The sequence below is a fragment of the Gloeomargarita sp. SKYB120 genome, assembly GCA_025062155.1.
Classification (GTDB): Bacteria; Cyanobacteriota; Cyanobacteriia; order Gloeomargaritales; family Gloeomargaritaceae; genus Gloeomargarita.
Genome location: JANXAM010000018.1, coordinates 1 through 14764 on the forward strand (window position 1 = coordinate 1; position 14764 = coordinate 14764).

Annotated in this window: 15 protein-coding genes; 7 read left to right on the plus strand and 8 right to left on the minus strand. The window is 60.5% G+C overall.

Features of this window, described 5'->3' with window-relative positions; all coding sequences use genetic code 11:
* Positions 1–218 precede the first annotated feature (218 nt).
* The 7 genes from NZ705_07705 to guaA form a co-directional block, all read right to left on the minus strand.
* Positions 219–368 (minus strand): hypothetical protein, encoded by a 150-nt coding sequence (locus NZ705_07705; GenBank protein ID MCS7292840.1) that lies wholly within the window; start codon positions 366–368, stop codon positions 219–221.
* Between the two features lie 359 nt (positions 369–727).
* Positions 728–1828 (minus strand): bifunctional diaminohydroxyphosphoribosylaminopyrimidine deaminase/5-amino-6-(5-phosphoribosylamino)uracil reductase RibD, encoded by a 1101-nt coding sequence (gene ribD, locus NZ705_07710; protein ID MCS7292841.1) that lies wholly within the window; start codon positions 1826–1828, stop codon positions 728–730.
* The gene (locus NZ705_07715; protein MCS7292842.1) at positions 1825–2175 is read right to left on the minus strand and encodes a single-stranded DNA-binding protein; all 351 of its coding nucleotides are present in this window, start codon (positions 2173–2175) and stop codon (positions 1825–1827) included. The genes ribD and NZ705_07715 overlap by 4 nt, the downstream gene beginning before the upstream one ends.
* 37 nt (positions 2176–2212) lie before the next feature.
* On the minus strand, positions 2213–4042 hold the full coding sequence (locus tag NZ705_07720; protein MCS7292843.1) for an ABC transporter ATP-binding protein/permease: 1830 nt from the start codon (positions 4040–4042) through the stop codon (positions 2213–2215).
* Entirely contained in the window at positions 4035–4490 is a 456-nt protein-coding gene (locus NZ705_07725) for a YbjN domain-containing protein (protein ID MCS7292844.1), read from the minus strand. The genes NZ705_07720 and NZ705_07725 overlap by 8 nt, the downstream gene beginning before the upstream one ends.
* Before the next feature lie 40 nt (positions 4491–4530).
* Positions 4531–5340: a GTP cyclohydrolase I FolE gene (gene folE / locus NZ705_07730; GenBank protein MCS7292845.1), complete on the minus strand. Its 810-nt coding sequence runs from the start codon at positions 5338–5340 to the stop codon at positions 4531–4533.
* 196 nt (positions 5341–5536) lie between these two features.
* A complete protein-coding gene (gene guaA, locus NZ705_07735; protein ID MCS7292846.1) occupies positions 5537–7084 on the minus strand; it encodes a glutamine-hydrolyzing GMP synthase in 1548 nt (515 codons plus the stop codon).
* Between the two features lie 147 nt (positions 7085–7231).
* Between guaA and msrB the strand changes: the two genes are divergently transcribed.
* The 7 genes from msrB (at position 7232) to NZ705_07770 (ending at position 14443) form a co-directional block, all read left to right on the plus strand.
* Positions 7232–7654: a peptide-methionine (R)-S-oxide reductase MsrB gene (msrB, locus tag NZ705_07740; GenBank protein ID MCS7292847.1), complete on the plus strand. Its 423-nt coding sequence runs from the start codon at positions 7232–7234 to the stop codon at positions 7652–7654.
* Positions 7651–8250: a recombination mediator RecR gene (recR, locus tag NZ705_07745; GenBank protein ID MCS7292848.1), complete on the plus strand. Its 600-nt coding sequence runs from the start codon at positions 7651–7653 to the stop codon at positions 8248–8250. The genes msrB and recR overlap by 4 nt, the downstream gene beginning before the upstream one ends.
* A 60-nt stretch (positions 8251–8310) precedes the next feature.
* Positions 8311–10329, plus strand: a complete 2019-nt coding sequence (locus NZ705_07750; protein MCS7292849.1) for a ribonuclease R — start codon at positions 8311–8313, stop codon at positions 10327–10329.
* A gap of 122 nt (positions 10330–10451) precedes the next feature.
* A complete protein-coding gene (locus tag NZ705_07755; protein MCS7292850.1) occupies positions 10452–10913 on the plus strand; it encodes a cyclic nucleotide-binding domain-containing protein in 462 nt (153 codons plus the stop codon).
* A complete protein-coding gene (locus NZ705_07760; GenBank protein ID MCS7292851.1) occupies positions 10903–11793 on the plus strand; it encodes a cation diffusion facilitator family transporter in 891 nt (296 codons plus the stop codon). The genes NZ705_07755 and NZ705_07760 overlap by 11 nt, the downstream gene beginning before the upstream one ends.
* Before the next feature lie 29 nt (positions 11794–11822).
* The gene (locus tag NZ705_07765) at positions 11823–12197 is read left to right on the plus strand and encodes a hypothetical protein (GenBank protein MCS7292852.1); all 375 of its coding nucleotides are present in this window, start codon (positions 11823–11825) and stop codon (positions 12195–12197) included.
* Positions 12198–12244: 47 nt separating this feature from the next.
* Positions 12245–14443 (plus strand): glycoside hydrolase family 57 protein, encoded by a 2199-nt coding sequence (locus tag NZ705_07770; GenBank protein ID MCS7292853.1) that lies wholly within the window; start codon positions 12245–12247, stop codon positions 14441–14443.
* On the opposite strand, the gene NZ705_07775 is transcribed toward NZ705_07770, so the two are convergent.
* A complete protein-coding gene (locus NZ705_07775) occupies positions 14346–14714 on the minus strand; it encodes a chlorophyll a/b-binding protein (protein ID MCS7292854.1) in 369 nt (122 codons plus the stop codon). The two genes, NZ705_07770 and NZ705_07775, sit on opposite strands and share 98 nt — an antisense overlap.
* Positions 14715–14764 lie beyond the last annotated feature (50 nt).

A 14764-nucleotide genomic window follows, 5' to 3' on the forward strand; every position in this document is an offset into this window, starting at 1 on the left:
GGCTTCACATCCTTCATTCTCTCTAGATACGCCTGTCGCTCCTGCTCATCTTGTTCTTGGTAGGAGAAAGTTTTTTTTTGCGGGTATAGCCTATCTTTTTGAGTGCTCTACAAATCGTCATACTACTCACACCCCAGATCGCCGCCATTTCCTTCTGGGTCAGACTGGGATTTGCCTCGACAAACTTGCGAAATTCATCCAAGTCTTTAATCTTATGACTATGCCCCTTTTGGTAAGCAATCACCGGTTTCAGACCATTGTTTGAGCCAGCGTTGTAACGTGCGATATCTCACTTCGATGAGTGTTGCGCCCCCCACGACCGCTTCAATGGCTTTCTGACGCAGGTCTGTGCTGTAAGGATTAGACATGAAAAACCTCTATGAACTCATTAGCCCTATTCTATGCCAAGTAAACGTTTTTAGCTATAAAAACCTAGAAACAACTTTATCCACCACTATAGCTAAGCACACAATGTCTGGCACGAGCAGCAGCTAGAAACCTTGAAGCTTTGGCTTTGCCTGCTGCTCAAGTACGCCAACTTAAATGTTGTCTGCTATATCATGCATCATTACTTACATAGCACCACCCCGCAAGTATTGCATAAGCTAATGTCTCAATCTGATTTGAAATGGCTGCGATTGGAATGGAACTCGTCCCGTGATTCAGACGAGTATAGGTAACTAAGCTACAGACGTCAGGATGAACGAGGGGAAATTTTCTGTGCTGCTTACAAAAGCGTTTCTGCTGGTAAATAACCCTGGATAAGCCAGTCTTGTCCCACCATTTCCCAGCGGCACCGCTCTAGGAGCAACGCCTCCTGCATCCGCCAGCGTCCTAAATCCCCGACTGGGGTGGGTGCGCTGTCACCACCGATGAGTTTGGGAGCGATAAACGCTACTACCTTTTGCACGACACCCTGCCGGATCGCCGGCGCCGCTAACCGTCCGCCACATTCCCACAGAACCGTGTTGCAGCCCCGCTGAGCTAAGGTTTGGCTCACGGTCAAGGGGTCACAGGGGTCCAAAGGCAGCCATTCGACCCCTAGCGCTTGCAACTGTTTGAGCAGGGGTGGCCAAGGGTCAGACACTGGGGGCGTAATCAGCACCGTGCGCAGGCCATTTTCCACTCGCCAGACGCTGGCCTCGAGGGGCAAATCCAGCGACCGGGACATTACGACTCGTAGGGGCGAATGGGGCGTCATGCCGTGAGTCGTCAAGGAGGGATTGTCATGCCGGACAGTGTTGCCTCCAGTGATCACGGCATCGCAGCGGGACCGCAGGGTGTACACCCATTGCCGCGCTTCGGGTCCCGTCACCCAGAGACTGTCACCAGTGGCACTAGCAATTTTGCCATCCAGGGTCATGGCGTACTTGAGAATCCCAAAGGCCCGCCCTGTGCGCACGCGGTGGAAAAAGCCCTCGTTGAGTTCTTGGCATTGGTCCGCCAGTACACCCACCGTCACGTCAATACCGGCCTGTTGCAACCGAGCGACGCCGCTGCCAGCCACCCGTGGGTCAGGGTCAATGACGCCCACTACCACCCGCCGAATCCCCGCAGCCAGGATGGCCTCCGTACAGGGGGGCGTGCGACCGTAGTGGTTGCAGGGTTCCAAATTTACGTACAGGGTCGCTCCTTGAGCTTGTTCCCTAGCCTGCTGCAGGGCAAAGACCTCCGCGTGGGGCTGTCCTGCCTGGGGGTGGAACCCTTCGCCCACGATGTGACCGTCGCGAACCACCACGGCTCCTACCATGGGATTGGGACTAGTGCGCCCCCAGGCGCGGCGAGCCAGCTCCAGACAGCGGGCCATGTACCGTTCGTCGGCCTTCATGCCGTGGCGGGCGCCGGTTCGTCGCTAGCTTTTACCCCGTAGTCTAGAATTTCGGCAAACCGAATCCGCAGGGCCGTTGCGGGCTGGCCGTCCTTGTCGGTGTAATGCTCTTCGTCCAGTTGCCCAGTCACCGTGGGACGCGCCCCCTTGTCCAACAAATTCATGGCTGTTTCCGCCTGGTTCCCCCACACGTCCACCTGAAAGCGCAATGGGGGGGCGTCTTCTCCTTCACTTTTGCGGCGGTTGACGTAGAGGGGAAAGCTGCACAACACTGTGCCCTTCTCAAAGTGGCGAATGGTTGGCTTGGCCGCCACGTAGCCGCAGACTGTTACCCTTGCCCAGGTCATGGCTGTTCCTCTCGTGCTGCTAGCCCTAGGATAGCACCTAGGCCAGCGCTACCGGGTTGTGCCCGTCCACCTGCAGGCGCCAGTAGCGGGCGTAGAGGCCTCCTTGCCGCAGTAGTTCCGCGTGGGTGCCCTGTTCTACCAACCGGCCTTTTTCCAGCACCAGGATCTGGTCGGCGTGGCGAATCGTGGACAGGCGGTGGGCAATCACCAGCACCGTACGCTGGCGCTGGAACTCGTACAGGGCCTTTTGCACTAGGGATTCCGAGTGGGAGTCTAGGGCCGAGGTGGCCTCATCCAGGATCAAAATCTCCGGCTGCCGCAGGATGGCCCGCGCCAGAGCTAGCCGTTGCCGTTGCCCGCCGGATAACCGGTAGCCCCGCTCCCCCACCACTGTGTCGTAGCCCTGTGGAAGCTGGGCGATAAATTCGTCAGCGTAGGCTGCTGCCGCCGCCCGTTCCACCTCGGCATCGGTGGCGTCTAACCGGCCAAAGCGGATGTTTTCCCGGATGGTGGTGTTGAAGACAAAGGTGTCCTGGCTGACCACTCCCAGCCGCGCCCACCAGTCCGCCAGGGACAATTCCCGCCGGTCCACCCCGTCCACCAAAATCCGGCCCGCTGTCGGTTCGTACAACCCAACGAGCAGGTCAGCCACCGATGACTTGCCCGCCCCCGACGCCCCCACCAGTGCTGTCACCTTTCCCGCCGGTAACGTAAAACTCAGGTCCATGACCGCCGGCGTCTGCGTGCCTGGGTATTGCAGCGTCACCCGGTCAAAGCGAATCTCCCGTTGCAGGCCCCGAAACGGTCGCCCCTCCACCCGCAGAAATTCCTTATCCTGGTTCTCTAGGAAGGGGTCGAGCATCTGCAACATACCCCACAGGACCCCCAGTTGGCTGGAAATGGAGACCAGGCTCTGGCTTTGGAACGCAAAGCGATTGTAGGCGGAAATAAAGGTGGCTAGGGTGGGCAAAAGCAACTGCATGGGCCGGTCTCGACTCAGCAGCCACAACCCCCCCAGCAGCATGACCGCCAGGATGGTGGTGGACAAGACCGCAGACAGGGGATCGGGCAGGGTACTCCAGGCCACCTGCCGGTCCAGCATCTTTAGGACGTTGCGCTGGAGCTGGCGCAGGCGGGTTAGGGTTTCCTCGTGGCGATGGAAGCTGTAAATCAACCGCAACGCCTGCAGGGTTTCCACCATGTAGCTTTTGATGTCGGCGGTTTCCCCCGTCAGCGTCTTGGCCACGTCGCGGACTTTGGGGAGGATGTAGCGCTGCATCCCAATCAAGGTCCCCGACAGCAGGAGGGTGGACACCAGCACCAGGGGTGAAATCCAGACTAGGACCGCCAGATACGACAGCATGAGACACACCGCCAGCACCAGCCGGTTGGTCGTTGAAAACAGGGCGCTGGTCATCATGCCCAGGTCAATAAAATTCACCAGCTCCCCATGCCGGTAACGGCTGATGCAGGGAAAACTCAACCGCAACATCCGCTCCATGAGCAACTGGCTGGTGTACATGCTCATGCGGTTGCCCAGGTAACTGGTGATCACGGTACTGAAATACTTCAAGGCGCTCTGCAGGACCTGAAACCCCCAGGCGATGAACACCAGCAGGGCCACCACCTGCAGGCGAGACCACCCCTGCACCCAGGGCTGCAACCAGGCAACCTGAAACTGGTCATCCGCCAGGGCGCTCAGGGCCAAGTACACGGACACATAGGTCGAGCTTTCCAGCAGGCCCGCCCCCAAATTCAGCAGGACAGCGCCCACCACCCGCAGGCGATATTTGAGAACCGACCGCCAAACCAGACGACAAAAGGGCTGCCCGAGGGCATGACGCCACCCCCGCCAGAATTTACCCATTCACCGCCGGAAAGCGCGTTTGCAATTCCTCATCGTACAGGTCTGCCAGCGAGGCCACGATGGTAATCAAGCGGGCAACTTCTGAAGGGTCCAGATCTTGCACCGACCGCGTTCCCACCACCACCACCTCCTGGTTCAGCAGGGCAAACCGCGCCTCCATCGTTGTCGCCCAGTTCAACTCCAGCAACTGCTGGAATAGGTCTGCTTGCTGCTGCACCGGCAACTTCAACACCGTGGACCAGACCGTCAACATATCGTCGGGCGTGGTGCCGGTCATTTGCACGTAAACTTCCACCGTCCCGTAGCGAAACCGCCAGATGTACCCCTGCTCTAAATGACTCACTTGGGCGGAATCCGGCTCTGCCAGCGAACTGATGACCGTTTCCACATCGTCCATCCGCTGGGTCGAGCGCTCCGCTTCGGTCAATTCGGGGAACGTGACGTCCATGGGGCCACCTGCTCTCTAGGAGTAGCTTACACCAAAAGCCCTACGACGCGAGCACGGTGTTGACGACCCGCATGAACTCTGCGCGGGTTGCCGTGTTGTGCAAAAACACACCCCCCAACTTGCTAGTGACCGTATCGGAATTCACGTCCTCAATCCCCCGCGCCTTAACGCAGTAGTGCTTGGCCTGGATCACCACCGCGATGTCCTCTGTCTCCAGGATATAGGACAAAGCGTAGAAAATCTGCTCCGTCAGCCGCTCCTGGATTTGGGGGCGTTTGGCGAAATACTGGACGATGCGGTTGATCTTAGATAAACCCAGCACCTTCTCCTTGGGGATGTAGGCCACGTGGGCGCGGCCATCAATCGTGACAAAGTGGTGCTCGCAGTTGCTCTGGACGTTGATATTGCGCTCAACGACCATCGAGCTGTAGCCCATCTTGTTTTCCACCGTGGTGCATTTGGGGAAATTGCGCCAGTCCAGGCCGTAGAAAATCTCATCCACGTACATCCGCGCCACCCGCTTGGGGGTTTCCGCCAGGCTGTCATCCCGCAAGTCCAACCCCAGCACCTGCATGATCTGGGCAAAGTGCCAGGCAATCAGGCTGCGTTTTTGGGTGTCGTCCAAGCCCGTTTCCACCTGGGGCGTAGCCACCCCCTTTTCGAGGAGAAATTGCGCCACTCGTAGCCCCAACTCCGGGTCGGTTTTCTGGGCACGGGTAACGGGTTCCTCCTCCAAGTACAAGTCAGGGTTGGGGTTGGTCAAGAGCCTCAGGGCATGGTCTGTATCCGTCGCCAGCACGCTCCCGTGCCCATTCGTGGCCGGGTTGACAGCATGAGGGGTTAACGTCATAGGTTCTCACAAAAGATGGGCATAACTAGAAGGGGAGAACTGCCGTCGCACCAGTGCCTCCACACGGACCTTCAACACCCTCCCCATCGCACAAGCATCCAGCGCATCGCTCACGTCTCCTTGCGAGAGCAGGCTGCACCAAGAGAGCAGTATAACCCATGCCTTCTCCGGCGGCTACCCACAACTCGGTTTTTTTTCACTCCCACTCAATCGTCCCCGGCGGCTTCGAGGTAATGTCATACACCACGCGGTTGATGCCCGGCACCTCGTTGACGATGCGATTGGCCACCAGTTCCAAAAACTCGTAGGGCACCTTGGCCCAGTCCGCCGTCATCCCGTCTTCACTCGTGACCAGGCGTAGCACGACGGGATAGGCGTAGGTGCGCTTGTCCCCCATCACGCCCACCGACCGCACCGGTAGCAGGACGGCAAAGGCCTGCCAGAGCTGGTTGTACAGACCGTGCCGGTTGATTTCCTGGCGCACAATCCAGTCAGCTTCCCGCAACATTTCCAGGCGTTCAGGTGTAACCTCCCCCAGGATGCGAATCGCCAGCCCTGGTCCGGGAAAGGGTTGCCGCTGCACAATCTCCTCCGGCAGGCCCAGGGAGCGGGCCACCTTGCGCACCTCGTCTTTGAACAGCCGCCGCAGCGGTTCAATCAGCTTGAATTGCAGGTTTTTGGGCAACCCCCCCACATTGTGATGGCTTTTGATCTTCACCGCCAGCCGTTCGCCAGTCTGCGGGTCCACCGGGCCGCCCGCCGACTCGATGACATCAGGGTACAGCGTCCCCTGGGCCAGATAGTCAAACGGCCCCAGCCGCTGCGACTCCCGCTCAAACACCTTGATAAATTCGTGGCCAATGATCCGCCGTTTTTCCTCCGGGTCAGTCACGCCCTTGATGGCCTGCAGAAATTGCTCCCGGGCGTTGACATACTCCACCGGGATGTGGAATTGCTCGTGAAACAGCTTCAGCAACCGCTCCGGCTCCAGCTTGCGCATGAAGCCCTGGTCGATGAACACGCAGGTGAGTTGGTTGCCGATGGCCTTGTGCAGCAAAAACGCCAGGGTCGAGGAGTCCACCCCCCCTGACAGAGCCAGCAACACCCGCTTATTGCCCACCTTGGCGCGGATTTCGTTGATCGCCTCCTCCACAAAGGCCGCTGGGGTCCAGGTGGGTTCGCAGCCGCAGATGTGATAGACAAAGTTGCGAATGATGGCCATCCCTCCCTGGGAATGAGCCACCTCCGGATGGAACTGCACCCCGTAGAGATTGCGCTCGTGGTGGGCCAGAGCCGCGCAGGGACAGTTTTCCGTGTGGGCCAAGATAGAAAACCCCTCCGGCAACTGCACCACGCTGTCCCCGTGGCTCATCCACATGATGGTGCCGTCCTCGACGTTGGTCAGCAGGTCCGTGGGGTCGTCAATGTGCAGCGCCGCCTTGCCGTATTCCCCCAGGGCGGAACGCACCACCTTACCCCCCAACTGCTGCACCATCAACTGCATCCCGTAGCACACGCCCAGGATGGGAATCCCCAGGTTCCAGATCTCCGGGTCACACTGGGGCGCGCCCCGGTCATAGACCGAGTTGGGTCCGCCCGAGAGGATAATGCCGCGCGGTTTCAGGCGTCGCAGTTCCTCCGCCGTGGTGTGGTATGGCAATAGCTCAGAGTACACTTGGGTCTCGCGAATCCGGCGGGCAATCAGCTCGGAGTACTGCGAGCCAAAGTCCAAAATGGCAATCATTTGCCGGGGAGACGGCCCCCCGCTCAGGTCGTCCACAGGTGGTTGTCACGCAAGGGGAACAGTTCCCTATTGTAGCCCGCTCGGCGAGTGTGTGAAGTTATGTTAAAAAGCTATAGTAGAACTAGGCGCGTTGCAGGAAGGGAAATCATGGATTCGGCGGCTTTACCCCAGACTGAGGAAGAGTGGCAAAAAATTCTCACGCCGGAGCAGTTTCGGGTGTTGCGGCAGCACGGCACGGAACGGCCTGGGAGTAGCCCCCTTGACAAAAACTATGCCCCTGGGAAGTACTACTGCGCCGGCTGCGGGGCCTTGTTGTTTACGTCGGAGACCAAGTTCAACAGCGGGACGGGGTGGCCGAGTTTCTACGCGCCGGTCGAAGGGGCGATTGGCACGCGCGAAGATTGGTCCTACGGGATGCGCCGGATTGAAGTGCATTGTCGCCGCTGCGGCGGTCATCTGGGGCATGTGTTTCCCGACGGTCCCCCGCCTACTGGCCTGCGCTACTGCATCAACGGGGTGGCCCTGGTGTTTGTTCCTGAGGGTGAATCGCCGCCGGTGAACCGACCTTGAGCGTTGCCTACACCCGTCCCCTGGCCCGTCTGATCGAACGGCTGCAGCGGTTGCCCGGCATTGGCCCCAAATCAGCCCAGCGGATTGCCCTGCACCTGCTCAAGCAATCGGAGTCGGAAGTGCAGGCTCTTGCCCAAGCCCTGGTGGAGGCCAAACAGCAGGTGGGGCACTGCCAGATCTGCTACCACCTGTCTGCCGAACCGGTGTGTGAAATTTGCGCCGACCCGGAGCGAGACGACCATGTCATCTGCGTCGTCAGCGATGCCCGGGATGTGATTGCCTTGGAAAAAACCCGCGAGTACCGGGGCAAATACCACGTGCTGGGGGGTGTGATTTCCCCGATGGAGGGCATTGGCCCCGAGCAGCTCACCATCAACGCCCTGGTGAAACGGGTGGGGGAAAAGCCCATCAAAGAGGTGATCCTGGCGCTGAGTCCCACGATTGAAGGGGAAACGACCATCCTCTACCTCGGGCGCCTGCTCAAGCCCCTGACGCGAGTGACCCGCATCGCCTTCGGGTTGCCGATGGGGGGCGATTTGGAGTACGCCGATGAGTTGACCCTAGCCAAGGCCCTGGAGGGACGCCGAGAGCTTTAGACCGGCACTTCACAGTACTTCATAATAGAAGTTAGGAGACGTGAAAAAGTTGGTCAACGGATGTGGGCAAGCGGCACGCTCGTCGAATTTGAAACGGACGGCGGCACGCGTCTAGGGGTCATCCAACGCCCCGATGGCAAAAAAAACTGGATTGCCAGCGATGCCCAGGGGCGTACCTACAGCATTCACCCCCGCCAGGTCAGTTTTGTGGTGTCCGACCGGGCCTACACCATCGCCGACATCCCTGACTTTGAACAGACGGCGGCGGCCTATACCGACCCGGAGGCCCTGGAGGTGGCCTGGGAGTTGCTCAGCGGCGAAAACCGGCTGGTGAATCCCGAGGAGTTGGCCCAATTGCTGTTTAACCAGACCGACCCTCCCTTGTGCTACGCCGCCCACCGCCTGCTCCGGCAAGACCGCATTTTTTTTAAACAGCGGGGCGAATACTACGAACCTCGCTCGCCGCAACAGGTGCAGGAGCTGCGCCACCAGTTGCAAAAGGAAGCCCAAAAGCAGCAGGAACTCCAGGCATTCTACGACAAGGTCCGGCAAGCGCTAGCTGGGCAAGCCATAACCTGGACGCCGAAGGAGCGCCATGTCCTGGAACAACTGGAGCAGTTTGTTATCGTGGAGGGGCAACCCCCCCGTCCGGTAGCGGAATTGCTGACCCATCTGGAGCGGGCGGTCACGCCCTCGGCAGCGCGCGAGTTGCTGGTGGCGCTGGGGTGGTGGCACCCCCACGAGAATCTGGCGCTGCGCCGCAGTTCGGTGCCGACGACCTTCCCTGCTGATGTTTTGGAGGCGGCATCCATGCGTATCCACACCCCGCCCCCCGACCCAGATGCTCCCTGGCGTCAGGATTTGACGGGCCTGAAGGTCTATACGATTGACGACAGCAGCACCACCGAAATTGACGACGGCCTGAGCTGGGAGCGGTTGCCGGATGGCCGCGAGCGCCTTTGGATTCACATCGCCGACCCCTCCCGCTGGTTGACGCCGGGGGATGTGCTCGACCAGGAGGCCCGCCGTCGGGGCACGAGCGTCTATTTGCCCACAGGCGTCATCCCTATGTTTCCAGAGGCCCTGGCGACTGGCCCCATGAGCCTACAGCAGGGCCAGACCTGTTGCGCCCTTAGCTTTGCCGTGACCCTGGAACCGTCCGGGGCAATTGCTGACTACCAGATCATGCCCAGTTGGGTGCGGCCCACGTACCGGCTCACCTACGATGACGTGGATGAACTGTTGCCCCTGCAGGAAAGCAACGAAGGCGAGCTTTCCCATCTGTATCAGTGGGCGCAGCGGCGGTTGGCTTGGCGGTTGGCCCAGGGCGCGATTCAGATTCAGATGCCAGAGGCCCAGATCAAAGTCGTGGACGACCAGGTGGAGGTGCAGGTGCAACCACCGTCGCCCGCCCGGTTTCTGGTGGCGGAAATGATGATCCTGGCGGGGGAAGTCACCGCCCGTTACGCCCAAGCGGCGGGTTTGCCGATGCCCTTCCGGTCCCAGGCCCAGCCCGAGTTGCCGCCAGAGGAGGAATTGCTTCAGCTCCCCAGCGGTCTGGTGCGCACTTACGCGATTCGTCGCTGTTTGACCAAAAGCGAGGTCAGTATCACGCCGGGGCGCCACGCCAGTCTAGGATTGGACGCCTACGTGCAGGCCACGTCCCCCATCCGGCGTTACGGCGACCTGCTGGCCCACTGGCAACTGAAGGCCCACCTGCGCGGCGAAGCGCCGATGTTTGATGCTGCGGAACTGCAAACCATTCTCCAGGGGGTGATGGCGGCCACTCAGGAAGCCAGCGCGGTGGAGCGTCAAACGAACCGCTACTGGAGTCTGGAGTACCTGCGTCGCCACAGTGACACCGTCTGGACGGCGGTGGTGTTGCGCTGGTTACGGGAGGAGGGGGATCTGGTGCTGGTGTTGCTAGAGGATTTGGGGCTGGAGTTGTCCATGCGGGTGCAACGGTCGGTGAAGCTGGGGGAACAGCTCCAGGTTCAGGTTACCCACGTGGACCCCTACCGCGATGTCATCCACCTGCAGGAGGTGACCCATCCCCAACCCAGTTCGGTCCTCCTATGACGTGCCAAGGCCGCTTCGTAAAAATTTTTGGGAACGGTCCAGGAAGCCACAACTGCCTAGGTTAAAATCGAGGGGGTGGGGGGGGAGTCCGAAGGTTTTTCTCAGCGCGCGGGGAGCTAGGAATGAGCATTCATGCATCCGATTTGAGCCTAACGGACCGCTTGATGTTTTTGCGGGAAGTGCCGATTTTCCGGGGCATTGATGATTACGACTTTCTGCGGGACTTGGCGGTGGAAATGGTGGAGTTGCGTTTTCAAGCCGGAGAGACGATTTTCGAGCGGGGGGACGTCGGGCAATTGCTTTACATCCTGTCGGAAGGGCAAGTGAAAATTCACATTGGTGATGTGGAGCTGGCTCGGTTGGAAGCGGGGGCCTATTTTGGGGAGATGTCCCTGTTTGACAGTGAGCCCCGCTCGGCATCCGTCACAGCCTTGACCCCCTGCACGTGCCTGTGTTTATCCCACTCCCAAATGCAGGAGGCGATTCTCAACAACCCGGCCATTGCCCTGAACATCATCCAAAACCTTTGTCAGCGGATTCGCCGGCTCAACCAGTTGGTGAGCGTAGGGACCTATGCCGGCTAGCCGGGGCGGGCAAGTCAAGCGAGTTCTCCGTATCGTATTGGGCTACAACCTAGCTGTATCCGGGGTGAAACTAGCCGTAGGATTTGGGACGGGTTCCTTGGCGATTCTGGCCGATGCCCTACATAGTCTCACCGATTGCCTGAGCAGTGTTGTGGGCTTGGTGGCGCAGAGTTGGGCCAAACCGGAACCGGATCGGGAACACCCCTATGGTCACCAAAAGTTTGAGGCGGTAGGGGCGCTGGTGATTGCCGTGTTCTTGGGGGTAGTTAGTTTTGAGGTGATCCAACAAGCTGTAGGGCGATGGATAGAACAAGCTCCCCCGCCGCGTTTTGGTCTAGCTGACATGGGGTTGCTGGCAGGGGTGCTGCTGGTGAATGGGGCGGTGACTTGGTACGAGTACCGCGAAGGTCAACGCCTCGACAGCCCCATCCTGCGGGCCGATGCGCTGCACACCCTGGGGGATGTCTGGGTCAATGCGACCGTGCTAGTTGGCATGGCGGGCGTGCTCGCGGGATGGACCTGGTTGGACACCGCGCTGGCGATACCGGTGGCGGGACTGGTGCTCCACAGCGGCTGGCGGATTTTAGCGGCCAACTTGCCCTGGCTAGTGGACCGAATGGCGATTGCACCGGAGGCGATTGCCCGTGTGGCGACCCAGGTGCCTGGGGTCCACAGTTGTCACGACATTGCGTCGCGGGGCTTGGTGGGACGGCAGGTGTTTATCGAACTGCACTTGGTGGTAACGGCCGCCGATTTGCGCACAGCCCATCAGGTGAGCGAACAGGTCGAAGCGCTGCTGCAAAAGCACTACGGCCCCGCGCGAGTCACCATCCACATCGAACCCAAGCGGGACGATTTGCCAGCGGGGTCAACCGATTGATACAGTAGAACCAAAGTGAGGACAAAACCATGGCCACGGGTCCAGAGATGTGGTTGCAGCAGGGATTTCGGGCGCTGTTGGGGTGCGCCAGCACGGTGCTCGAGTGGGCGCAGGATGAGCAGAAGCGCCAGACCCAATGGCAACAGTGGCAGCAACTGGTGCAGGAGATGGTAGCCAAGGGGGAAAAGACAGAGGCGGAAGCGCGGGAATTCGTGGAACGCCTGTTGAATCGCAACGTGCCGCCCCGTCCGAGTTCACCACCGGTCGAGGTCACGATTCAGGAGGAGTCAACCCAAGTCCCCACGCCGACCCAGGCGGCAGCCCAGTTGCAGGAGCTGACCCAGGAGTTAGTGTCGTTGCGCGAGTCGTTGGAGCGCTCCCGTCCCAGCGATCTTGCCTCCTAAATCCCATCCTTTTGGTAGAGTGGGGGTAGTTTGCGTGGCCAAGGCCGATGCCGCATCCCCTCTACATCGCCTTTATCTGGCACCAGCACCAACCCTTCTACAAAAGCTTGGTGACGGGGGAGTACCGGCTTCCCTGGGTGCGGTTGCATGGTACCAAGGATTACCTGGATTTACTACTGCGGCTGACCCGCTACCCCACCTTCCACCACACCATCAACCTAGTGCCGTCGCTGCTGGTGCAGATTGAGGACTATGCCCAGGGGCGGGCCATGGACCCTTACCTGGCGGTGAGCCTGAAACCGGCGGCGGACTTGAGCGAGTGGGAGCGCCACTTTGTGGTCACCAGTTTTTTTGACGCCCACCACCGCACCATGATTGACCCCTACCCCGGCTACCGACGCCTGTACGAGCAGATGCAAACCGAGGGGCGAGCCTGGTGCCTGGAAAACTGGTCGCTCCAGGATTTTGAGGATTTGCTGATGTGGCACAACCTGACCTGGCTAGACCCGCTGTTTCACGACCGCCCACAGGTGCAGGGTTGGTGGGAGCGCGGCGGTGGGTTTACCCTGGCGGACCGGCAGGCCCTGTGGCGGCTGCAGCGGGAGATTCTGGCTGAGATCATCCCGGCGCACCGGCGCTGGCAGGAGGCGGGCGTTATCGAACTTACCACCAGTCCCTACACCCATCCCATCTTGCCCCTGCTGGCGGATACGGCATCGGCGCGGGTGGCGGTTCCCGATTTGCCCTTGCCCCAACAGCGGTTCTGCTGGCCCCAGGATGTGGCCTGGCAGCTTGAGAAAGCCTGGGCCTATCACCAGCAGGTTTTTGGCCGGACGCCCCAGGGGTTGTGGCCGTCGGAGCAGGCGGTAAGCCCGGCGATTCTCGACCCCATTGCCCGCCAGGGGTTCCGGTGGTTGTGCAGCGATGAGGGGGTGTTGGCCGCCAGCCTGCGCCGCCCCATCCAACGGGACAGCCAAGGGCAGGTGACCGACCCGGATGTTCTCTACCGCCCCTATCGCCTCCAGACCGCCGCTGGCGAACTGGCGCTGGTGTTTCGGGACCACCGGCTGTCGGATTTGATTGGATTTTCCTACTGTCACTTGCCGGTGGAAACGGCGGTGGCGGATTTGGTGGGCCGGTTGGGGCAAATTCACGCCCAAGCCCAGGAGCAGACGACACCAGCGGACCCCTGGCTGGTGACGATTGCCCTGGACGGGGAAAACTGCTGGGAGTACTACCCGCAGGATGGGGGGCCCTTCATCGAGGCCCTGTTGAGCGCCCTCAGCCAGGACGACCGGTTTTGTGGGGTGACGGTGTCGGAGTTTTTGGCCCAGTTTCCCCCTAAGGCAACCCTGGATTACCTGCACAGCGGTTCCTGGATCGAAGCCAGCTTCACTACCTGGATCGGCGACCCGGTGAAGAATCGGGCCTGGGATTACCTGGGACAGGCGCGGGCGGCCCTGGCGGCAGTGGCCAACCCGCCAGCCATCGCATGGGAGGCCCTGGCGGCGGCGGAGGGGTCCGATTGGTTCTGGTGGTTCGGGGCGGGGCACAGTTCACGGCTGGACCCGGTGTTTGACGCCCTATTTCGGGAGCATTTGCAGGCGCTGTACCAGAGCCTGGGGCAACCACCGCCCCCTGCGTTGGACTACCCGTTGGAGCCCGAGCACTACCAGGGCGATTACCCGCCAGAGGGTCTCATCCAGCCAGTGATCGACGGACGCGGCGATGAGCAGGACTGGTCCCGCGCGGGCTTGGTACGGGTGGGGACGGCACGGGCGACCATGCACCAACGCCACCCCATCGAGGCCATTCGCTACGGCGCTGACCACCTGCATTTCTACCTGCGGGTGGACTTTCAACCTGGATTTGTCCCGGCCAAGGCCGACTTCTCCAGCCTGCACGTGGTCTGGTTCTACCCAGGCCAGGTGGGTCAAACCAGCCCAATTCCCCTGGCGGATGTCCCGGATGTGCCCCCCTGCAACTACCGCTTCCGGCATCACCTGGGCGTCCACCTACGGGAGCGGTTCTGCTGGCTGGCGGTGGCGGGGGCGGGAGATACCTGGATTCCCCAGCCCACAGCAACCCAGATGGCCCTAGGGAATTGTCTTGAAATTGCCGTGCCCTGGCGGGAGTTGCACGTAGCCCCTAACTGGTCGGTGTCTCTGCTGCTGGTGCTGGGTCAGACGGGCCAGTTTCGGGGATACCTGCCGGAGCGGGGGCTGTTGAACCTTGCGGTGCCGTGACGGCCATCTGCTTTGCCAAACCCACCGCGTAATACCCCAGCAGCGTCGCCACGGTAAACGCCAGCAACAACAGCACCACCACCAGCGCCGGGCCACGACCGACGATGCCCATCTGGGCCAACTGGCCTTTGCCCGTGGTGATTTCCCCTATCACCAGGCAAACCATCCCAATCATGGCCAGGCGCCCGTTCCACTTCTCGGCGAAATGGGTAAATCCGAACGTCCCTTCTCCCGTCGGGTTCACATTCACCTTCTCCCAAAATCGCTGCATCCTTGCACCTCCACCCACTGTTCCTGAATTGTTACATTTTGTTAAGGATT